Source organism: Nonomuraea sp. NPDC049129, assembly GCF_040648495.1.
Classification (GTDB): domain Bacteria; phylum Actinomycetota; class Actinomycetes; order Streptosporangiales; family Streptosporangiaceae; genus Nonomuraea.
In genome coordinates this window covers 1-19,997 of the sequence record NZ_JBEZDU010000048.1, presented here as the reverse complement: position 1 = coordinate 19,997, position 19,997 = coordinate 1, and the positions used below count along the sequence as shown (strand labels likewise).

General features: G+C 69.3%; 22 protein-coding genes and 1 pseudogene. 8 read left to right on the top strand and 15 right to left on the bottom strand.

Annotated features, from left to right (window positions below; genetic code table 11):
• Positions 1-39 precede the first annotated feature (39 nt).
• From AB0B64_RS58925 to AB0B64_RS58915, 3 genes are all read left to right on the top strand, one after another.
• Positions 40-693, top strand: a complete 654-nt coding sequence (locus AB0B64_RS58925; RefSeq protein ID WP_357961308.1) for a response regulator transcription factor — start codon at positions 40-42, stop codon at positions 691-693.
• Positions 690-1,751: an ATP-binding protein gene (locus AB0B64_RS58920; RefSeq protein ID WP_357961311.1), complete on the top strand. Its 1,062-nt coding sequence runs from the start codon at positions 690-692 to the stop codon at positions 1,749-1,751. Before AB0B64_RS58925 ends, AB0B64_RS58920 begins: the two co-directional genes overlap by 4 nt.
• 357 nt (positions 1,752-2,108) lie before the next feature.
• Complete coding sequence (locus AB0B64_RS58915) at positions 2,109-2,459, top strand: hypothetical protein (protein WP_357961314.1); 351 nt, start codon at positions 2,109-2,111, stop codon at positions 2,457-2,459.
• Positions 2,460-2,593: 134 nt separating this feature from the next.
• On the opposite strand, the gene AB0B64_RS58910 is transcribed toward AB0B64_RS58915, so the two are convergent.
• Both AB0B64_RS58910 and AB0B64_RS58905 read right to left on the bottom strand, forming a co-directional pair.
• Positions 2,594-3,238: a cyclase family protein gene (locus tag AB0B64_RS58910; RefSeq protein WP_357961317.1), complete on the bottom strand. Its 645-nt coding sequence runs from the start codon at positions 3,236-3,238 to the stop codon at positions 2,594-2,596.
• On the bottom strand, positions 3,235-3,486 hold the full coding sequence (locus tag AB0B64_RS58905; protein ID WP_357961319.1) for a hypothetical protein: 252 nt from the start codon (positions 3,484-3,486) through the stop codon (positions 3,235-3,237). The genes AB0B64_RS58910 and AB0B64_RS58905 overlap by 4 nt, the downstream gene beginning before the upstream one ends.
• Positions 3,487-3,559: 73 nt before the next feature.
• Between AB0B64_RS58905 and AB0B64_RS58900 the strand changes: the two genes are divergently transcribed.
• Positions 3,560-4,513 carry a LysR family transcriptional regulator gene (locus AB0B64_RS58900; protein ID WP_358205537.1) on the top strand — a complete coding sequence of 318 codons (954 nt, stop codon included), beginning with the start codon at positions 3,560-3,562 and terminating at the stop codon, positions 4,511-4,513.
• A gap of 43 nt (positions 4,514-4,556) precedes the next feature.
• On the opposite strand, the gene AB0B64_RS58895 is transcribed toward AB0B64_RS58900, so the two are convergent.
• From AB0B64_RS58895 to AB0B64_RS58855, 9 genes and pseudogenes are all read right to left on the bottom strand, one after another.
• Complete coding sequence (locus tag AB0B64_RS58895) at positions 4,557-5,648, bottom strand: cytochrome P450 (protein WP_358205532.1); 1,092 nt, start codon at positions 5,646-5,648, stop codon at positions 4,557-4,559.
• A 29-nt stretch (positions 5,649-5,677) separates the two neighbouring features.
• The gene (locus tag AB0B64_RS58890; RefSeq protein WP_357961328.1) at positions 5,678-7,003 is read right to left on the bottom strand and encodes a cytochrome P450; all 1,326 of its coding nucleotides are present in this window, start codon (positions 7,001-7,003) and stop codon (positions 5,678-5,680) included.
• Positions 7,000-7,578: an ATP/GTP-binding protein gene (locus tag AB0B64_RS58885; RefSeq protein WP_357961331.1), complete on the bottom strand. Its 579-nt coding sequence runs from the start codon at positions 7,576-7,578 to the stop codon at positions 7,000-7,002. Before AB0B64_RS58885 ends, AB0B64_RS58890 begins: the two co-directional genes overlap by 4 nt.
• Positions 7,559-7,906, bottom strand: a complete 348-nt coding sequence (locus AB0B64_RS58880) for a DUF742 domain-containing protein (RefSeq protein WP_357961334.1) — start codon at positions 7,904-7,906, stop codon at positions 7,559-7,561. Before AB0B64_RS58880 ends, AB0B64_RS58885 begins: the two co-directional genes overlap by 20 nt.
• The gene (locus AB0B64_RS58875) at positions 7,903-8,313 is read right to left on the bottom strand and encodes a roadblock/LC7 domain-containing protein (RefSeq protein WP_357961336.1); all 411 of its coding nucleotides are present in this window, start codon (positions 8,311-8,313) and stop codon (positions 7,903-7,905) included. The genes AB0B64_RS58880 and AB0B64_RS58875 overlap by 4 nt, the downstream gene beginning before the upstream one ends.
• A gap of 55 nt (positions 8,314-8,368) precedes the next feature.
• A complete protein-coding gene (locus AB0B64_RS58870) occupies positions 8,369-9,937 on the bottom strand; it encodes a hypothetical protein (RefSeq protein WP_358205525.1) in 1,569 nt (522 codons plus the stop codon).
• 318 nt (positions 9,938-10,255) lie between these two features.
• Positions 10,256-11,116 carry a crosslink repair DNA glycosylase YcaQ family protein gene (locus AB0B64_RS58865; RefSeq protein WP_358205608.1) on the bottom strand — a complete coding sequence of 287 codons (861 nt, stop codon included), beginning with the start codon at positions 11,114-11,116 and terminating at the stop codon, positions 10,256-10,258.
• Positions 11,117-11,403: 287 nt separating this feature from the next.
• Positions 11,404-11,925, bottom strand: a pseudogene (locus AB0B64_RS58860) (epoxide hydrolase); the annotation flags it as partial.
• A gap of 53 nt (positions 11,926-11,978) precedes the next feature.
• Positions 11,979-12,812, bottom strand: a complete 834-nt coding sequence (locus AB0B64_RS58855) for an NAD(P)H-binding protein (RefSeq protein ID WP_358205520.1) — start codon at positions 12,810-12,812, stop codon at positions 11,979-11,981.
• Positions 12,813-12,920: 108 nt separating this feature from the next.
• Between AB0B64_RS58855 and AB0B64_RS58850 the strand changes: the two genes are divergently transcribed.
• A complete protein-coding gene (locus tag AB0B64_RS58850) occupies positions 12,921-13,859 on the top strand; it encodes a YafY family protein (RefSeq protein WP_358205517.1) in 939 nt (312 codons plus the stop codon).
• Positions 13,860-13,862: 3 nt separating this feature from the next.
• Here AB0B64_RS58850 and AB0B64_RS58845 read toward each other — a convergent pair whose 3' ends face one another.
• On the bottom strand, positions 13,863-14,441 hold the full coding sequence (locus tag AB0B64_RS58845; protein ID WP_357961346.1) for a hypothetical protein: 579 nt from the start codon (positions 14,439-14,441) through the stop codon (positions 13,863-13,865).
• A gap of 211 nt (positions 14,442-14,652) precedes the next feature.
• Here AB0B64_RS58845 and AB0B64_RS58840 point away from each other — a divergent pair, with 211 nt between their 5' ends.
• Entirely contained in the window at positions 14,653-15,798 is a 1,146-nt protein-coding gene (locus tag AB0B64_RS58840) for a lipase family protein (RefSeq protein WP_358205509.1), read from the top strand.
• Positions 15,799-15,877: 79 nt separating this feature from the next.
• The gene (locus AB0B64_RS58835; RefSeq protein WP_357961352.1) at positions 15,878-16,096 is read left to right on the top strand and encodes a hypothetical protein; all 219 of its coding nucleotides are present in this window, start codon (positions 15,878-15,880) and stop codon (positions 16,094-16,096) included.
• 76 nt (positions 16,097-16,172) lie between these two features.
• Here the strand turns inward: AB0B64_RS58835 and AB0B64_RS58830 are convergent, their stop codons facing one another.
• Positions 16,173-17,156, bottom strand: a complete 984-nt coding sequence (locus AB0B64_RS58830) for an MBL fold metallo-hydrolase (RefSeq protein ID WP_358205499.1) — start codon at positions 17,154-17,156, stop codon at positions 16,173-16,175.
• 187 nt (positions 17,157-17,343) lie between these two features.
• Positions 17,344-17,925 carry a TetR/AcrR family transcriptional regulator gene (locus AB0B64_RS58825; protein ID WP_358205494.1) on the bottom strand — a complete coding sequence of 194 codons (582 nt, stop codon included), beginning with the start codon at positions 17,923-17,925 and terminating at the stop codon, positions 17,344-17,346.
• Between the two features lie 160 nt (positions 17,926-18,085).
• On the opposite strand from AB0B64_RS58825, the gene AB0B64_RS58820 reads away from it, so the two are divergent.
• Positions 18,086-19,216, top strand: coding sequence for an MFS transporter (locus tag AB0B64_RS58820; protein ID WP_358205489.1), 1,131 nt, complete (start codon positions 18,086-18,088; stop codon positions 19,214-19,216).
• Positions 19,217-19,331: 115 nt separating this feature from the next.
• Here AB0B64_RS58820 and AB0B64_RS58815 read toward each other — a convergent pair.
• Positions 19,332-19,997, bottom strand: a 666-nt coding sequence (locus AB0B64_RS58815; RefSeq protein WP_358205483.1) for a proteasome accessory factor PafA2 family protein, incomplete at its 5' end; no start/stop codon positions are given.

Genomic DNA, 19,997 nt, shown 5'->3' with positions numbered 1-19,997 from the left:
TAACGCCGCTGTTACCCCGATTCGGGTACGAACGTCAGCATGCGGGTCTTGGTGGCCGAAGACGAACGCGATCTGGCCGATCTCGTGGCGGTGGGGTTGCGCCGCCACGCCATGGCCGTCGACGTGGTCTACGACGGGGCCGCCGCGGCGGAGCGGCTGGCGGTGAGCGACTACGACGTCCTCGTACTGGACCGGGACCTGCCCGGGAAGCACGGCGACCTCGTGTGCCGTGATCTGGTGGCGCGCGGGAGCCGTACCCGGATCCTGATGATGACGGCCGCCGCTGCGGTGCCGGAGCGGGTGGCCGGCCTCGGGATGGGGGCCGACGACTACCTGCCCAAGCCGTTCGACTACGCCGAGCTGGTCGCCCGGGTCCAGGCGCTGGGGAGGCGCAGCCAGGCGCAGGTGCCGCCGGTGCTGACGCGGCACGGGATCGTGCTCGACGCCCACCGGCTGCAGGCGTCGCGGGACGGGCGGCATCTGCACCTGTCGCTCAAGGAGTTCGCCGTCCTTGAGGTGCTGATGAGAGCGGACGGCGCGGTCGTGAGCTCTGAACGGCTGCTCGACGAGGCATGGGACGAGAACGTCGACCCGTTCACCACGGTGGTTCGGGTCGTGGTCAGCCGCTTACGCGCCAAGCTGGGCGACCCGGCCTGCATCCAGACGGTTCCCGGCGCGGGATACGTGTTGTGACGACGATCCGGGTGCGGCTCACGCTGATCTACTCCGGACTGTTCCTGCTGACCTCGACCGTTCTGCTGATCACGGTCAACCTGCTGCTGAGCCAGGCGCTGCACAGGGGGGTCTCGCGGATCCAGGGGGCGCCACTGGCGCCACAGGCGCCGATACGGGGAGTGCCGGCCGATCTGCCGCCGGTGCTGCCCGATCTGGTGGACGACGTGATCGACTACCAGTGGGGGGTGACCGAGCTGACGGTCGGACTCCTGACGGTGGTGTCAGTGATCGTCGGCTGGCTGGTCGCCGGGCGGATCCTGCGACCCGTCCACCGGATCACCGCGACCGCGCAGCGACTGTCCATGTCGACCCTGCACGAACGCATCGCGCTCAGCGGGCCGAAGGACGAGCTGAAGGAACTGGCCGACACGTTCGACGCGATGCTCGACCGCCTCGAACTCTCCGTCGAGGCGCAGCGGCGCTTCATCGCGAACGCGTCCCACGAGCTGCGGACCCCGCTGGCCGTCCAGCGAGCGGCGATCGAGATCGGCCTGCCCGAGGACGTCGGCGCGATCCGCGACAAGCTCCTGTTCCACAACCACCGCACCGAGAACCTCATCGACGCCCTCCTGGTCCTCGCCCAGGCGGAACACGGCCTCGAGAAGCGGATCCCGGTGGCCCTGGACGAGGTGGTGAGAGTCGTCCTGGCCGAAGGAGACCCGGACGGCGTCGCCGTGACCACACGGATCGAGCCGTTCACCGTCGATGGGGATCCGATCCTGCTGAACCGGCTCGTCACCAACCTCGTCGATAACGCGGTCCGCTACAACCATCCCGGCGGAAGCGTCGAGGTGACGCTCTCCCACAGTGCTCTGACCGTCCGGAACACCGGCCCGGAAGTGCCGAGTGAGCGTATGGGCGATCTCTTCGAGCCCTTCCGGCGCCTCCACACGACCCGTGAGCAGGGTGCCGGACTCGGGTTGTCGATCGTCGCGTCGATCGCGAAGGCGCATGAGGCGGGCGTGCGGGCACGCCCCAACCCAGGGGGCGGCCTGAAGGTCGTGGTCGTCTTCTGAGTCGCCCGCTGCCACGGGCAAGACCGATTCCCTGGGACTCCCATTTCGCTTCAGCTGACAAACGCCCCCAAAACAAACCATCCCCTTAGCGGACAAGCGCTCTCAAAATACTTGTACGGCTTGCATAAGGCCATCGGTTGAAACGCCGAAGGCGATTAGCCGAAAAGGCCGCGGGCGAAACTCTGGACTTGTTGTTCGCGAAGGGCGTGGGATATAAATTCCACGTCACCGAAAAAGGGGGGCACGACGCCGATGTAAAAAATTGAAGTGTTCTCGCATCGTACGCCGGCGGTCCACGGCATCCGGTCATGGAGGCATGGGCCGTCAGAAACCACAAAAGAGGGGATGGCTAATTCCATGAAGACGAACACGCGCGTGGCCTCGGTCGCACTCATGCTCGGCCTCTTCGGTTCCGCGCTGGTGGGGGGTGCCTCGATGGCTCAGGCCACCGGTGGCTACTCCTGCTCCAACGGCCTCGCCAACGTCGTCACCTGCAACAACGTCGTCGCGGGCGTCCCGGTGAAGCTCAACATCACGGGCAACCGGACTCTCACTGGTAACGAGATCGGCGTCCTGCAGAACAACCTCAACGGGACCGCGGTGAACGTCGCGGCCATCAAGAACTCGGTCGTCAAAACCTACGCCACGTTCAGTCCGACGGTCATCATCAAGGACATCAACGTCTGCATCGCGTCCGTCTGCAAGTAATGCGCGGCGGGCTCCGCTGAGAGCCTGGACGGGATAGGAAGCAGGGGATGGTAAAGCTATGGCGGGCCGCTGACCGGGCGGTGGCCCGTCATAGTGGGCATTTATGAATGAATGCGTTAGTGAATGGGCCGCTGTTAAGGAACCACCGCATAGGCCCTGACGGGGAACGTCCCCATGCCCGCCACCATGGGCGGCGCGGCGTGGAAGCGGAAGCCCTCGTCCGGCAGCGCCGCGAGCCCGGTCAGGTGCTCGACCAGCGGGATGCCCGCCTGGAGCAGCACCGAGTGCGCCGGGCGCGGGCCGCGCGACGGGGTGTCGTCGATGTTCAGCGAGTCGATGCCGACCAGCGCCGCACCCTGCTCCGCCAGCCAGGCCGCCGACTCCGGCGCCAGATACGGGTGCTCGCGCTGATACTTGTCGGTGCCGAAGTGCCGGTCCCAGCCCGTCTGGATCAGTACGGCCCGGCCGCGCACGTCCAGGTCCTCCTCCAGGACGACCTGCCTGACGCCCTCGGCCCGTACGACCAGCCCCGGCAGATCGGCCAGCTTGCTCAGCGGCACCTGCGACAGGTCCTGGCCGTCGGGGTAGCGGTGGTAGGGGGTGTCCAGATAGGTGCCGGTATTGGCGGCCAGCGCGATCGTGCCGATGTGGAACTCCGTACCCGGCGCGTAGACCTCGCGCGAGGCCTCTCTGCTGAGGTGCGTGCCGATCACCGGCCCGGGGATGCCCGGGTACGTCACCATGCCGTCGGTGATGCGGTGGCTGAGTTCGACGATCATTGAGCGAATCCGATCCTGGTGAGCTTGTAGATGGCCGTGACGCCGATGAGGGCCCAGACGAGGTTCAGGCCCGCCGAGGGCCAGGCCGCGTTCGCGGCGCTGTTGACCATCAGGCCGATCGAGCCGGCCAGGTTGAGCAACTGGTAGTGGGCGCCGTCGCCGGACATCCGTGAGGAGGAGACCATGGCGTACCCGAACAGCAATAACGCGGCGCCCAGCCAGCCGAGGGCGTCAACGAGGAAGCTCATGCGCGCAATTGTCCGGACTTATTGTGCTGAAGCGCAAATAAAGATTGCTAAAGGTTGACGTAAGCTGATCTGCATGGACATCGACCCCCGCCGCCTGCGTGTCCTGCACGAGGTCGCCCGCCGCGGCGGCGTCATGCGCGCGGCCGAGGCCCTGTTCCTGACGCCGTCGGCGGTGTCCCAGCAACTCGCCCAGCTCGAACGCGAGGTGGGCTTGGCCCTCATCGACCGCTCACAGCGCCGCGTCTCGCTCACTCCGGCGGGCCGGGTGCTCGCCGGATACGCCGAGCGGGTCGAGGACGAGCTGGCCGAGGCCAGGCGCGAGCTCACCCGCTTCACCGAACGGCTGGCCGGGCCGGTGCGGATCGCCGCCTTCCCGACGGTGATCAAGCACATTCTGGTGCCCGCCATGCGCGACCTCGCCGTCCGCCACCCCAAGATCGTTCCGGTCATCCATGAGGTGTACGGCCAGCCCGCGCTCCAGGAGCTGCGGCTGGGGGCCGTGGACGTGCTGATCACCGAGCAGGACATGAGCCTGCCGGTGCCGGCGCAGCCGTCGCTGGCCGTCCGCCCCCTGTACGTGGACGAGTACCGCATCGTGGTGCCGCCCGACGGGCCCGACCCGCGTACGGTCGCCGACCTGGCGGAGCTGCCGTGGGTGGCCAGCGAGCCCGACCAGGCGTGCGGGCAGGCGCTCGATCGGCTGGCCGGGCTGCACGGGTTCGAGCCGCGCAAGGTGCACGTCATCACCGAGTTCGATCCCACGCTGGCGCTGGTGGCGGCCGGGTATGGGGTGGCGATCGTGCCGTCGCTCGCCCTGCTGGACGTGCCGGAGGGGGAGGTGCGGGTCAGTGAGATCCGGGATGTGGGGGCGCGGCGGCTGGACGCCGTTACGCGGGTCAGCCGTACGAGATCGGGGGAGCCGGACCCGGTGCAGTCGGTCGTGATCAGCGCGATCGAGGACGCCACCGCCGCGCTGGACGCCACCCTCGTCGGCCACCTGCACACCCCCGAGCCCATCGACCCCTAGCCCGGCCGGCGAATCGGTCCCGGCCGGGCGTCGCCGAGGCGGATCAGCGGTGCAGCAGCGGTAGCCTGCTCCAGCCGTGCGCGATGAAGGACGGGACGTGCGGCAACTCGCTCTCGTCCACGGCCAGCCGGAGGTCCGGGAACCGGGCGAACAGCGCGGGCAGGGCGGTGAGCGCCTCCTGGCGGGCCAGCGGAGCGCCAATGCAGCGATGCACGCCGATGCCGAAGGCCAGATTTTCGTCGCGATCCTGGGTCGGGTCGAACCGGTCGGCGTCCGGGCCGTGCTGGTCGGGGTCGTGCCCGGCCGCCAGGTAGCTGGTGATGATCGCGTCGCCCGCCTCGATTCGTACGCCACCGATCTCGATCGGTTCGATGGCGAACCGCAGCGGCAGGTTGGCGATCGACGGCGCCCAGCGCAGCGTCTCCTCGATCACCGCCTCCCAGGAGATCTCTCCCGCCAGGACCCGCCGAAGGTGGTCGGGATGGGTGAGCAGGGCGTGTACGGCATTGCCGATCAGGTTGACGGTGGTCTCGTGCCCGGCCGCGATGAGGAGCAGCAGGGTGTCGCGCAGCTCGTCGTCGCTGAGCGAGTCGCCGCTGTCGCGGACGTTGATCAGCTCCGTGGTCAGGTCGTCGCCCGGGTGCTCGCGCTTGTAGGAGACGAGGGCGGGCAGCACGGTGCCGATCTGGGCCGCCGTGGCCGCCGCCTGCTCCGGGGTGGCGGTGGTGTCCATGATGGCCTCCATCACTTGGGCCATCGCCACCCGCATGTCCGCCGGGACACCGAACAGCTCGCAGATCACCCGCATCGGCAGCGGGTGGGCGTAGGCGCCGCGCAGGTCGACGACCTGGCCCGGCGGCACCGCGGCCATGGCGTCCAGCAGCTCCGTGACGATCCCCTCGACGATCGGCTGCATGGCCTTGGTACGGCGCGCGGTGAAGCTCGGGGCGATCAGCTTGCGCAGCCGCCGGTGCTCCTCGCCATAGGCGCTGAGCATGTTCGACACGCCGATCCAGGTCATGATCCAGGTCCAGCCCGGCTCGGTGAGCGCCTGAGGCAGCAGCCGCCAGTGCCGCTTGTCCTTGCTCACCCGCGGATCGAGGATCAGCTGCTTGAGCAGGTCGTGCCGGGTCACGGCCCAGGCCGGGATGCCTCCCGCGAGCTCTACGAGGACCAGGGGGCCGAGGTCACGTAGCCGACGGACCTCACCGGGGAGGTCTGCTCCGAAGGGGTCAAGGACGACGGAGGCTGTACTACCCAAGGGGATTCTCCAGGCTGATCTGGACGGATGGGGGTGAAGCGCACCGGTAGGTGCGCCAGCGCGCGGTGGAACGGGCCGGGCCGCCACAGGAGCTCCTCGCGCGGCACGGTCAGTTCCAGGTCGCACAGGTGAGAGGTCAGGCGTTCGATCGCGGTCATGGCGATGAGCACGGCCGGGTCGCTGGCCGGGCAGCGGTGCGGCCCCGCGCCGAAGCCCAGGTACGCGCCGCCGTCCGAGCGCAGCTCTTCGGGAATGTTGGCAGGCTCGGTGTTGGCCGCGGCGTAGGAGACGAGGACCAGCTCGGCCGGCTGGATCCAGGTGCCGTGGAAGTGCACCGGCTGGCGTACGAAGTACGGGCCGTAGTTCGCCATGGCAGGCTCGGCGCGCAGGGCTTCCATGAGGGCGTCGTACGTGCTGAGCGCGCCGTTGGTGAGCGAGCTGTAGTAGCGGTCGTCGCTGACCATCCGGGAGATCGTGTTGGAGATCAGGTTGGCCGTGGGCTCGTAGCTGGCGGCCATCACGAGCACGATGTTCTGCGCCAGCTCGTCGGTCTGCAGCGCGGCCGGATGGTCGATGAACCAGGAGGTCAGGTCGTCGCCCCGCTGGGCGTACTTGCCCTGGATCAGCTCGCCGATGTAGCGGCCGAACGCTTCGCTGCCCCGCGCGCCCGTCTCGCCGTCAGCCTCCATCATGTCCGCCAGGGCCTGGATCAAGCCGGCGCTGTCGGAGTCGGGCCGCCCGAAGAGCAGGTTGAAGATGCGGGCCGGGATGAGCCGGGCGAAGTCGGCGACCAGGTCGGCCTCGCCCTTCGCGGCGAACTGACTGATGAGCGAGTCCGACACCTCGATCACCATCTGGCGCAGCTTGTGCGGCTGGACCAGCTGGAAGCAGTCGGAGATCACCTTGCGGTAGCGGGCATGCTCGGCCCCGTCGGAGAACAGCGCGTTGGGCCGGTGGCCGAGCATGGCTATCATGCCCGCGGCCTCGGGGGTGTCGGGGAGTCGCGTCTGCCAGGCGCTGGGGTTCTTGCTCCAGACGCCGCCGACATTGGTGAGGACGTCCAGGGCGGCCTGGTAGTCGATCACCAGGTGGGCCTCGATGCCCGGGGCGATCTCCACGGGGGCGACCGCGCCGTGCCGCCGGCGGAGATCCGCGTAGACCGCCTGCGGGTCGCCGGCGTACTCAGTTCCGTACAGGCGCCCGGCGTCGGGCATATAGCGCAGAGTCATGACAGCACCAGCTCTCTGATGTGCTCCACCAGCGCGATCAGCGAGGCGCGGGCGGAGGCGGGGTCGCGGGCGTCGCACACCACCAGTGGCGTGCGCGGGCCCAGGTCGAGCGCCTCGCGCAAGGCCTCCGGCGGGTAGTCCGGCGAGTCGGGGAAGTGGTTGACGGCCACCGCGTAGCGGATGCCGGCGTTCTCCACCAGGTCGAGGACGGCGAAGCTGTCGTCGATGCGGCGGGTGTCGGCCAGCACCAGCACCCCCAGCGCGCCGCGGACCAGCTCGTTCCACAGGACCTGGAACCGGGTCTGTCCCGGTGCTCCGAACAGGTAGAGCACCACGCCCGGCAGGGTGAGGCGGCCGAAGTCGATCGCGGTGGTCGTGGTCGTCTTCTCGTTCACGCCGGTGAGGTCGTCGACCAGCGTGCCCGCCTGGGTGAGCACCTCCTCGGTGTTGAGGGGCTCGATCTCCGATAGCGCGCTCACGATGGTCGTCTTGCCCACGCCGAACGGCCCGGCGATGACCAGCTTGACCGGGATGTGTTCGGTACTGATGCCGCTGTCAAAGAGCGCGGAGGCCACTGAGCACCAACTCCAAGATCTCGATGTCGGGCAGGTCGGCGGCCGGCGGATCGCGGGTCAGCAGCGTTCCGCCCCCGACCAGCCCGGCGACCAGCAACCGCACCACGCAGTACGGCAGGCCCAGGTGCGCGGCGCACTCGTACACCGACAACGGCCCATCCCGCAGCAGGGCGAGCAGATGCGACCCCGGCGGGTCCAGCCCGTTGGTGGCGGCGTCGGGCGCGATGTAGACCAGGGTCGTGCGCTCGACGTTGATGTGCTCGGGCACGGTCAGCCTCGCGGCGGCCATGTAGTCCGGGACGACACGCCGCCGCCGTCCGGAGGTCATGTCCGGACGCCCGGCACCCTGGCCGCGCTGGCCTCGTCGAGAGCCTTGACCAGCTTCTGCACCTGCAGCTGCACCTCGAAGGCGAGCGCGCCGATGTTGACCGTGCCGGTGGCGGCGACGACGATGGCCGCGCGGTCGCCGGCCGGGGCGATGTAGTAGTAGCCGCCGCTGCCGGCGGAGATGACGATGTCCACCACCTCGCCGTCGGCGCCGTTGCTGAGGCCGTCGCACAGGGCGCGGGCCGCCCCCAGCACGGAGCTCGTCATGGCGGCGGCGCGCTCGCCGGTCTCGGCGGTCACGTCAGCGGAGCCGCCGAGGATGAGCCCGTCACGGCTCAGCACCACGCCGCGGGCGACACCGGGCACTGCCAGCAGCGGCGACAGGACCCAGGACACGTCGAGGGACAACGGGCGACCCTTGGTCTGAACACGGCTGGAAGCGCTGTGAGCATCCATGGAGCGGTCAAATCCCTTCGGTGATGTCATGCTGCTGTTGCGGCGGGAGCGCTTCGCGGCGGCCCGCTTCGGCTCCGACCTGGAAGTCTCCCCACCGCTTCTGGGCCTCCTCCGGGGTGGTGAGCAACCTGTCGTCCGAGCCGCCCTGGCTTCTGCTGGGCCTCGGCCCGGTCGGCGATTGGCGGCGGCGCTGTGGCAGTGGCGCGAGATCCCCCGCAGGGGTCAGTCGCTGCTCGGGGGTCGTCGCGGGTTCCGTACGGGGCGTCGCCGCGGGCTCGGGTCGTACGGAGGAGGTGACGGGCTCCAGCCGGATGGCCGGGGTCGGGGCCGGTGCTGGGGCCGGGACGGCTGCCACGTGCGCCGACCGGAGGGCGGTGGCGGCGGCCGGGACGGCGGCGCGGATCGGCTCGGGCGCCAGCACCGACGGACGGCTGTCCTCCGGCATCTCCACCAGCAGGGCGGTGGGGATGTTCAGCACGGCCTGGACGCCGCCGAAGGCGCTCTTCTTGACCGTGACCTGCATGCCGTAGTGCGCGGCCTGACGGCCGATCGCGGCCCAGCCGGTGTGGGGCGGGTTGCCCAGGTCGACCAGGCGGACCGGGTGGGTGCCGCTCAGCAGGCGGGTCGCGCGGGCGTACTGGTCCTCGTTGAGGCCGACACCGGCGTCGTCGATGACGATGGCGGCGCCGGTGTTGGTCTCGTGCACGGCGATGGTCACCTTGAGCGTGCCGTGGGAGTGGTGGACCGCGTTGGCCAGCAGCTCGGCCGTGATGAGCAGGATCGACTCCGCGGCGCGGGCGGCGACCCCGATCCGGCGTCGCAGGTGGTTGGCCGGGCCCTCGACGCGCTGCTCGAAGTTCTCCACGCGGGAGATGGCGCCCACCATCAGGTCCACCAGGTAGGTGTCGTCACGTGACAGGCCGGGCGTGGCGCCGCAGGCGATGCCGGTGACCTGCACGCGACGGATCATCAGTTCGTTGAACATGTCGAGCCCCAGCACCTCGCGCAGCAGCGCCGTGTGCTCGTCACCGCTGTAGCGCTGTTGCACGCCGGCCAGCAGGTCCTGGGCGCGCAGCGCCTGGGTCTGCACGCGGGACATCGCGCCCCTGACGACGGCCTGGGCCGCCTCGTCGATGCGCTCGCCTTCCTCGCGGACGCCGCGGGTGAGCGCTTCGAGGATGGCGCGGTGCTGTCTGTCGATGTCCGTGCCGGCCAGCGCCGGGTTCTGCACGCCGGGCACGATCACGTGCGGGGCACGCAGGTGGGACAGCAGGGCGGGTATCCGCTTCGAGATCAGGTGCTCGGTCTCGGCGTGCAGGAGGTCCTGCTGGGCGCGCGCCTCGCGGGTCTGCTCCGCGCTCTCCTGAGCTTGGCGCTCCACCTGCGCCTGCCACTGGTTCCTGGCGCTGGTCTCGCGCGTCAGGTGCTCGTGAGCCTGACGGGCCTGAACGAGCTCCCCACGGACCTGGGCGAGGTCGCGGCGTAGGCGTATGTGGAAGATGACGACGCCCGCGAGGGCGATGGCGAGAACGGCGGCGCCGATCGTTATCGGGACGCTGAAAGAGTCTGGCGGCATGACAGTCCTGGGGTCGGGGAGAGCAGGCGGGGAGGGTGTCGACCGCCGAAGGGCCCGTTAGCGGCGCGTGCCGGTCTCACGCGGCGGCCGACGGGGGCCGGGTCGGCGTGGTACAAGCCCTTCCGCGACGCCGGTACCGCTACGTGCCTGGTGCGGTTCTGCCGGAGGCATGGCGGTGCCGGGCGACATGGGCATCCTCGGTCTCAGTGGAACGACGGCCAAACGGGAAATCTAGTATTCCCGTTTGGCTGGTTTAGTCAACTATGTGTAAGGAAATCACTTCGTTCAGCAATACCATTGGCGTCCGATTTGTCGGGTTTAATGCCAATGGAGCACGATGTCGTGGACTGTGGTGCTGGGCGTGAGGAAGGCGAGTAGCCGGGCGCCTTCGGCGTCGAGTTGTTCGTGCTCGGCCGCGGTCAGTTTCCGGAATGGGCGCACGGTCAAGGTCGCGGTGTCGCGGTTGGTGGCGAGTTTCCAGGTGGCGGCTACGTAGCCGTCGACCAGTACGGACCGGGGCTGTTCGTTCGTCCTGCCGAAGCCCTGGTCGGCGTAGTTGACAGTGACCACGCGGCTGCGGTCGTCGTGGGAGAGCAGCAGGTTGTCGAAGTCGTAGAGAAAACGCACCGGGGCCGGGGTGTCCGGATCCGGCCGCGGCGCGTCGGGAAGGTCGAACAGTTCACGGCCCCGCTCGTCCCGGAAGGTGACCAGGCGTGGCCGCCGCGGCGGGACCTGTACCAGCGGCACCCAGGCGCGGGCCGCGTGGGCCAGCGCGGCCGGGTCGCGTCGCGCGGGTGGTGAGGCGTGGCACGAAGGGTCCTCAAGGGGTGGGTAGCCGGGCGCCGCTAGCGGAGCGGGCGGAAGAAGGTCCGGATGTCGGCGGTGAGCAGGTCGGGTGCTTCCACGGCGGCGAAGTGGCCGCCGCGGTCGAATTCCGACCAGTGGGTGATGTTGTTGCCGTATTCGGCGTAGCGGCGGATGGGCAGGTCGTGGGCGAACACGGCGACGCCGGTGGGTGTGGTGGCCGGCTTGGTGTGCCAGGTGCTGGCGTGCATGTTCTCGTAGTACAGGTTGGCGACGGAACCGGCGGTGCCGGTGAGCCAGTAGAGCATCACGTCGGTCAGCAGCAGGTCCCGGTCGATGGCGGCCTCGGGCAGGTCGGCGGCGGGGAAACTCCACTCCTTGAACTTCTCGACGAGCCAGGCGAGCTGGCCGACCGGTGAGTCGGTGAGGGCGTACGCCACCGTCTGCGGCCAGGTGGCCGAGATCTTGAAGTAGCCGCTCTGGTCGTCCATGAACTCCTTCACCCGTCCGAGCCGGGCCCGCTCGGCGTCGGTCAGCGTGGCCCGCTCCTCGTCCGAGACCTCCCCGAACGGGATGAACCCGAAGGAGGCCGCGTTGACATGGACACCGATGACCTGCCCGGTGGCGGTGCGGCCGAGTTCCGGGGTGACCAGGGCGCCGAGGTCGCCGCCCTGCGCGCCGTACCGGTCGTAGCCGAGCCGGCTCATCAGCCGCGCCCACGCCCGCGCGATCCGGCCGCTGTTCCACCCGGTCTCTCGCGTGGGGCCGGAGAATCCGAAGCCGGGCAGCGACGGGATGACCAGGTGGAAGGCGTCGGCCGGGTCTCCGCCGTGCGCGGCCGGATCGGTCAGCGGGCCGATGACCTTGAGAAACTCGACCACCGATCCAGGCCAGCCGTGGGTGAGGATCAGGGGCAGGGCATCCGGGTGCGGGGAACGTACGTGCATGAAGTGCACCCGTTGCCCGTCGATCTCGGTGGTGAACTGCGGGATGTCGTTCAACGCGGCCTCGTGCCCACGCCAGTCGTACGAGGTGCGCCAATACTCGGCCAGCTCCTTGAGGTAGGCCAGGGGAACGCCGCGGCTCCAGCCGACGTCGGGCAGCTCGCTCGGCCACCGCACGGCGGACAGCCGGCGGTGCAGGTCATCGAGATCGCACTGGGGGACGTCGATCCGGAACGGCATGATCGTTTCGCTCATGTCTGACACGCAAGGTCTCCTTGAATGATGTCTCGTGGCTAGAACGCGGCAGCGTGGTCGAGGACCCACTCGTGGTAGCCGCGCGCGGGACGACCGGTGACCTTCTCGATGTCGGTGGTGGTGGGCGCGACGCGGCCGACGGAGGCGGCCCAGGTGGCGAGAATGCTGTCCAGGATCGGGCCCGGCACGTGGGCGCTCATCGCCTGGCGTACGGTCTCGGCGGGTAGTTCGGCGTAGCTGATGGGTCGGCCGAGCGCCTGACCGAGGATGGCGGCCTGGTCGGCGTGGCTGAGGGACTGAGGCCCGGTCAGCCGGTAGACCTGACCGGCGTGCCCGTCCTCGGTGAGGGCGGCCACGGCGACCGCGGCGATGTCGGCTTCGTGCACCGGGGCGGACGCCGCGTCGGCGTAGGCGCCGCGGATCACGTCGCCGGACCTGGTCTGCCCGGCCCACATGAGGCTGTTGGCGGCGAACACGTCCGGGCGCAGGAAGGTCCACGCCAGGCCGGAGCCGCGCAGGGCGTGCTCGATCTCGGCGTGGTAGGCGGCGATCGGCCCGTCCTGGACCTCCGCGTCGTCGTCGACCCCGCCGGAGGACAGCAGCACGACCTGGCGCACGCCGGCCCGCTGGGCGGCGGCGACGAACGCGGGCCCACAGCCCGGTACGGCGAACAGGAAGACCGACTCCACACCGGTCAGGGCCGCGTTCAGCGACGCCGGGTCGGCCAGGTCGCCGGCGACGACGTCGACCTCGGCCGGCCACACCGCCTGCTGCGGGGACCGGCTCAGGGCACGTACGGCGTGGCCGTTGGCGACCAGCACGTCGAGTACGTGGCGGCCGACGTTTCCGGTGGCGCCGGTGACGAGGATCATGAAGCTCTCCTTGGTTTCGAGGGTTCCCGGGCGACCCCGGTACGAGGAACACTAGGAACCATTGAGGACAGGTCCGGTCCTCATACCCTCGGAGGGAGTTGCGCGCGGATGTTGGAAACCTCGGCGCGGCTGCTGCGGCTGCTGTCCCTGCTCCAGTCCCGCCCCGACTGGTCAGGCGCGGAGCTGGCCGAACGCCTCGGTGTCACCACCCGTACCGTCCGCCGCGACGTCGACCGGCTCCGCGACCTCGGCTACCCGGTGGAGTCCGCCACCGGCATCACCGGCGGCTATCGGCTGGGGGTCGGCGCGGCCCTACCGCCGCTGCTGCTCGATGACGACGAAGCCGTCGCCGTCGCGGTCGGCCTGCGCGCCGCCGCCACGGGCACGGTCACCGGGATCGAGGAGACCTCGCTCCGCGCCCTCGCCAAGCTCGAACAGGTTCTGCCCTCCCGGCTGCGCCACCGCGTCGGTGCGATGCAGTCGGCCATCCTGCCGCTGACCGGCCCCGGCCCGACGGTGGATCCCGATCTGCTCACCGCCCTGGCCGCCGCCTGCCGCGCCCACGAAGGCATCCGCTTCGGGTACCAGCAGCGCACCCGCCGCGTCGAGCCGTACCGCGTCGTCCACACCGGCCGGCGGTGGTACCTGCTCGCCTTCGACCTCGACCGCGACGACTGGCGTACCTTCCGCGTCGACCGTATGGACTCGGCTCCACAGCCCGGGCCACGTTTCACGCCTCGGGCCGAACCCGCCGAGGGCGTACACGCCTATGTCTCCAACGCCCTCACGAGTTCCCCGTACCGGTATCGAGCGACCATCCTGTTCCACGCGCCGCTCGACGTCGTCGCCGAACACACCTCACCTACCGCGGGCCGTCTCGAACACCGCGACGCGGACAGCTGCCTCTTCTACGCCGGCGGCGACTCCCTCGACACCATCGCCCTCTATGTCGCGCTCAAGGGCATCGACTTCCAGGTCCTTGACCCGCCCGAGCTCAAGGACCATGTACGGGCACTCGCCAGAAGGCTCACCAACGCCGGGGTATGAGCCTCAGTCGGCGACCTGGGGACCGTTGACCTTCTCCAGCAGGCGGGCCAGGCGCTCGCGCAGCCCCGGGCGCGCCGGCAGCTCGCCCGCGGCCATGCTGACCAGGTGCTGGGCGCCGTCGAAGGTCACCGGCCCGAGCCGTGGCACGGCGATCGCGTCGTGCGCCAGCCCCTCCAGCGCCGTGTCGCCGCCTTCGAGCGCCAGGATCGTCGCCCCCGTACGGCGGGCGTCGTTGACCCGTTCGAGCAGCGGCACGGGCGCGTCCTGCTCGGCCACCACGAACAGCGTCTCGCCGCGCCCCGCCCGCTGAATCCGGTCGAGGCCGACGCGCAGGTGGGCCGGGGCGTCGGCGGGCGGCTTCCAACGGACCAGAGTGGGGGCTAGCTGCGGCAGCTCGGAGAGCCGGGCCTCGTCGGCGAGATGCGCAGTCAGATGCCACGGCTCGTCGTCGGGCGTGCCCACCAGCATCAGGCCGCCGGGCGAGCGGGTGGTCCGCAGCGCCAGGCCGAGCTCGCGGGTGCGCTCCACCCAGCCGGTCTCGGCGAGTAGTTCGCGCAGAAAGGTCACCGAACCAGCATCCATCCGTCCATGGTGCCCGACCGTCGCAGTGGAGTTCACCGTTTCGGGGCGGCCCGGTGATGCGGTCGTGGCCAGTGTTATGTGGCGCGGGAGGCAGTCTGACAACGGCTCGGATTCGCCGTCGTTTCGGGCCTTGACACGAGGTTACTGCCGGGTAACGATCGGCTCGCGGCGCCGCCTTCCCCTGAGCGAACCCCACGGAGAGGGGTGGCACATGAGGTTACGTGTCCGCGTCAGCATGACCATGATCCTCTTACTGATCGCTTCCTTCGTCGCGGCGCCGCCTGCCCGCGCGGCCGCGGCGGGGGACGTGGTCACCGCCCAGCCCACCACCGTCTACCTGCTGCCGGGCAAGCTGCTCGAAGTCCCGGTGAACGCCTGGCACCTGCTCTACCGCTCGACCTCCGCCACCGGCTCGCTGAACGCCGTGTCCGGCACCCTGCTCGTGCCCAAGGCGAGCTACCCGCTGGGCAAGCGCCCGATCATCGGGTACGCCGTCGGCACCCACGGACTCGGCGACCAGTGCGCGCCCTCGGCCAGCATGAGCCGGGGCGGCGAGGCGGAGCTCGCGCTGGTCAGCCTGTTCCTGCTCAAGGGGTTCGCGGTGGCCATCACCGACTACGAGGGCCTCGGCACACCCGGCGTGCATACGTACATGGCGGGAATCTCACAGGGTCACGCCGTACTGGACTCGATCAGGGCCGCCACGCGCGTGTCGGGCTCGGGCCTGTCCACGGGCGGGCCGGTCGCGGTCATGGGCTACTCGCAGGGCGGCGCGTCGGCCGCCTGGGCGGCCCAGCTCCAGCCGTCGTACGCGTCGGAGCTGCGGCTCAAGGGCGTGGCCGCGGGCGGAGTCCCGGCGGACCTGCACGCGGTGGCGGACCACCTCGACGGCGATGCCAACTTCGGGCTGGCCGCCGCGGCCGGGGTCGGCTTCGACGCCGCCTACCCGGAACTCGATCTCAACGCCGACCTCAACGACCGCGGGCGCGCCCTGCTCGCGGACGCGGCGGACGACTGCGTGGGCGACCTGGACAAGCTCGCCGGCCTGCGCTTCTCCGACCTGAGCCCCGTTGACCTGATGAACCAGCCCAAGTGGCTGGCCCGGCTCGCCGAGAACCGCCTCGGGGCGATCGCGCCGCGTGTCCCGATGTTCATCTACCACGCCCAGGGCGACGAGATCATCCCGCAGGCGATCTCGGCCACGTTGCGCTCGGAGTACTGCCGGGCGGGCGTCAACCTCCGCTGGACATCGCTCCCGGCTCCGAACCATGTGACGGGGGCCATCGAGGGCGGGCCGCTGGCCATCGAATGGCTCGCACTCCGCATCCTCGGCCTCCCGGCCTTCGGCAACTGTTAGCGGCCTTGTCGCAGTTTGGCGGGCGGGCGCGTAGGTAACCATAGGTAGTGGCTCAATAACCCTCCGTGATAGGAGTCCTATGCGTCGTCTGCTCCTCACCCTCACCCTCGTCTCCGCGGCCGCGGCAGGTGCGCTGACACTCGCCCCTGCCGCAACCGCTCAGGCCGCCGCCCGCGAGTACATCACCGTCACCCAGTGCGTGTTCGCGGGCGGGGTGGTCGTCCCTGACTGGCTGAGCCCGACCGGGCGCACGTGCGTCGGCGGCGGTTACAACGGCTACCCGGTCTTCCCCTACTGATGCGAACGGGTCCCTGATACGAACGGGTCCGCCCCTTATCCCGGGGGCGGACCCGTGGGCATTTGAGTGTCAGGGTTTAGGAAGTGCGGTGCTGGTGCTGCTCGGGCAGGTGGCTGTCCGGGTGAACCCACAGGAAAACGTTGTTGTCCGGCCGCGACGCCTGCTCCCACTGCTGCCGGAAGAACGCGAGGACCTGCTGGTCGGAGTGGCGCAGGCTGAAGTGGGTCAGAACGAACAGCGTCTGCGGATGGGCCTCGACCACGGGCCGCAGCCGGCTCCAGACCGTATGCCCGATCCGGTCCGCGCGCTCCAACTCGGTGTCATCCAGAAACGTGCACTCGGTGATGATGACCGGGTATTCAAACAACCACGGGTTGCGGGCGAACACATTCACATGAGTGTCGCCAAGAAAGGCGAACAGCGGTCGCCGGACCTCGTGGTCGACTGCGACCCCCTCTTTGCGGTTCCGCGCCATGATCCGGCCGAACTCACCGCCCCTGCCCTGCTCCATCAGGGACAGTCGCAACTGCTCGAACTCCGGCCGTAGCGCCTTGCTCCGCTCCGAGAAGGCGTACCCCACACAGGGCACCTTGTGTTCACACTCCACCACCCGCACGTGATGTCCCCGGCGTCCGAAGCCGAACTCGTCGCCGCGCCGCACCCCGTGCAAGCGGTGTCCTGCCGCCAGAGCGGGATCGAACCCCGCTCCGTGATTGAGCTCCGCGGACGCGCGTAAGTAGGACTCCACGTACGGCACCGCCTCGGCGGGCAGGTAGATGTCCGTCCCGGCGGGATTGGCGGCCAGGTAATCAAGGTCCTTGGCATGGTCATGGTGGGTGTGGGTCAGGAAGACCGTGTCCACCTGTCGCCCCTCGCACAACCCCGCGTCGAGGCTGCACCGCAGCTCGGGGATGTGAAAGAACGTCTTGTCGTTCGCGCGAGAGTAGCCGGTGAGGGTCAACTCGCTGCCGGGCATCCGCCAGGTCTTCCACTGCCGGAACGGGTGCCCCTGCTCAAGGCGCGCGGGGTGGTCGGCCGGGGGCAGGTCCAGCTCGGTCATTTCTCGCTCATCCCATTCCTCCGACCGCACTGCGCCCATTCCACATCGAAGCCCTCGGTTCGCCTGATCTTCTGCAGAACCTTGGCACAGCACCCCTCGCAGGGGTACCGAATTAGAGACGCCGGCGTAGCGGTGGCGGCACGCAGCGACCTGCACGGAGATCTCGGCCGAGGTGCCCTTCTGCCGGTCAGGTCGCAGATGTCGCGAGCGTTTTGATGGTGAAGTCGATTGCTGTGGCGAGTCGTTTGACGTCGTGTCCGGTGCGTTCGCGTACGCGTAGTCCGAGCACCGTCGTGAACAGCAGCTCCACTGCGGCGTCGACGTCCAATGCGGCGGGCAGGTCGCCGTCGCGGATGCCGCGGCGGAGCAGTGACGCCAGGGTTTTCCTGGTGACTTCGAACGCGGCCTCGGTCCTCTGCTGGACCTCGGGGTCGGTGGTGCCGAGTTCGGCAGCCGTATTGACCACGAAGCAGCCGCGACCGGCCTCGTGGCTGATCATCCAGATCAACCACTCTCGCAGGACTTCGAGGCTGGGACCGGCGGCGTTGAGCTGCTCTTCGGCTTGCGTGGACTCCGTCGCCCGATAGTGGTCCAGCGTCCGCAAGAACAGTGTGCGCTTGTCGTTGAAGGTCCGATACAGGCTGCTTTGCTTGAGTCTGAGCTCGGCGCCCAGGTCGCGGACGGACGTGGCGTTGTAGCCGCGACGCCAGAACAGGTCGGTCGCCTTGGCGATCACGTCTTGCTCGTCGAACTCCCTGGGCCGTGCCATGCTCGCCACTCTACCAAGGTTGTGGAGCGATCGCTCCCGTATTAGGGTGTGCCGTCATATGGGAGCGATCGCTCCCGAATAAGAGGGGAGACACGACGTGACGGCAACGGACTCTACGACGGCTCGGCGAGACGCGTCAGCGAAGAATCATTGGATCGCGGTGTCCGCCGTGGCCTTCGGCACATTTCTCCTGGTGACGGCCGAGCAGCTCCCCATCGGACTGCTCACCCCCGTCGGCTCGGCGCTGTCGGTCTCTGAGGGTGCGGCGGGCTTGATGGTCACGGTCCCCAGCATCGTCGCCGCCGTCGCGGCACCATCGGTCCCGGTACTCGTCGGCAGGATGGATCGCCGGCTCTTGCTCGTCGCCTTGATGGGACTCATGACGCTCGCCAACCTGGCCTCCGCCCTGGCCCCGAACTATCCACTTCTGATCACCGCCCGCGTGCTGGTCGGGGTGGCGATCGGCGGATTCTGGGCCATCGCCGGCGGTCTGGCCGTCCGGCTCGTCCCCGCCCCGCTCGTGCCGCGGGCCACGGCGATCATCTTCGGCGGTGTCGGGGCCGCGAACGTCTTCGGCGTCCCTATCGGCACGGTGATCGGCGGGCTGGCGAGTTGGCGGATCGCGTTCGGCGCCTTGAGCGCCCTCGCACTGGTCGTGCTGGTCTCCTTGCTGGCTGTGCTGCCACCGTTGACCGCTGCTCAACCCGTCGGCCTGCGCCGGCTGGCCGACCAGTTCCGCAACCAGGGCGTCCGGATCGGCATTCTGGCAACCTTCCTGATCGTGACCGGCCACTTCGCGGCCTACACGTTCATCAGCCCCGTGCTGCAGGATCTGTCCGGCATCGACGCGCAACTCGTCGGGCCACTGCTGTTCGGATTCGGCCTGGCAGGCGTCGCAGGGAACTTCGTCGCGGGTGCCGCCGTGGCGAAACGGCTCCATCGGACGGTCCTGTCCATCTCCGCCGCCTTGGGGGTTACCGTGCTGCTCTACCCCCTGGCAGGGCTCACCGCCGCGGGCGGGGTAACGCTGCTCGTCGTCTGGGGCCTGGTGTACGGCGGGGTCTCCACGAGCCTCCAGACATGGATGATCAAGTCCGCGCCACAAGCGGTCGAGGAAGCCTCCGCTCTGTGGGTGGCGGTGTTCAACCTCTCGATCGGTCTCGGCGCGCTGGCCGGCGGCACAATCGTCGATGCCTTGCCGCTGCAGGGCATCCTCTGGCTCGCCGGCGTTCTCGTCCTGGCGGCCGGTCTGGCAGTGTGGAGTGCGCGCCGGAACGACAGCCTTCGGTGACACCCATCTCGCCAATCTGCGGCGACCATGTTTGCCGCCCATCGAACTCGGACAGGACCGCGTACCCGTCGACTGGTTATCCCGCACGATGATGGTGGTCAGCGGCGCCGCTGACTCACATGTCGGCGATGAGCTTGTCCACCCGCTCGTCGACGCTGCGGAACGGGTCCTTGCACAGGACGGTGCGCTGGGCTTGGTCGTTCAGCTTGAGATGCACCCAGTCGACGGTGAAGTCGCGCCGCTTCTCCTGCGCCTTGCGGATGAACTCGCCGCGCAGTCGCGCCCGGGTGGTCTGCGGCGGCACAGACTTGGCCTCGAAGATCTTGATGTCGGAGGCCACCCGCTCCACCAAGCCGCGGCGCTGTAGCAGGTAGAACAGGCCGCGCTTGCGGTGCACGTCGTGGTAGGCCAGGTCGAGCTGCGCCACCCTCGGCGACGACAGCGGCAGATCGTACTTCTTGCGATAACGCTCGATGAGCTGGTATTTCGTCACCCAGTCGATCTCGCGCGCCACCAGGTCGAGGTCGCCGGTGCCGACCGCGTGCAGCGTCCGCTCCCACAGCTCCAGCACCCGGCGCGCGATCGCGTCGCCGCCGCGGCGCTCGACGAAGTCCTTGGCCTTGGACAGGTATTCCTGCTGGATCTCCAGGCTCGACGCCTCACGGCCGTTGGCCAGCCGCACCCGCCGCCGCCCGGTCATGTCGTGCGACACCTCGCGGATGGCCCTGATCGGGTTCTCCAGCGACAGGTCGCGCATCACCGTGCCCGCCTCGATCATGCG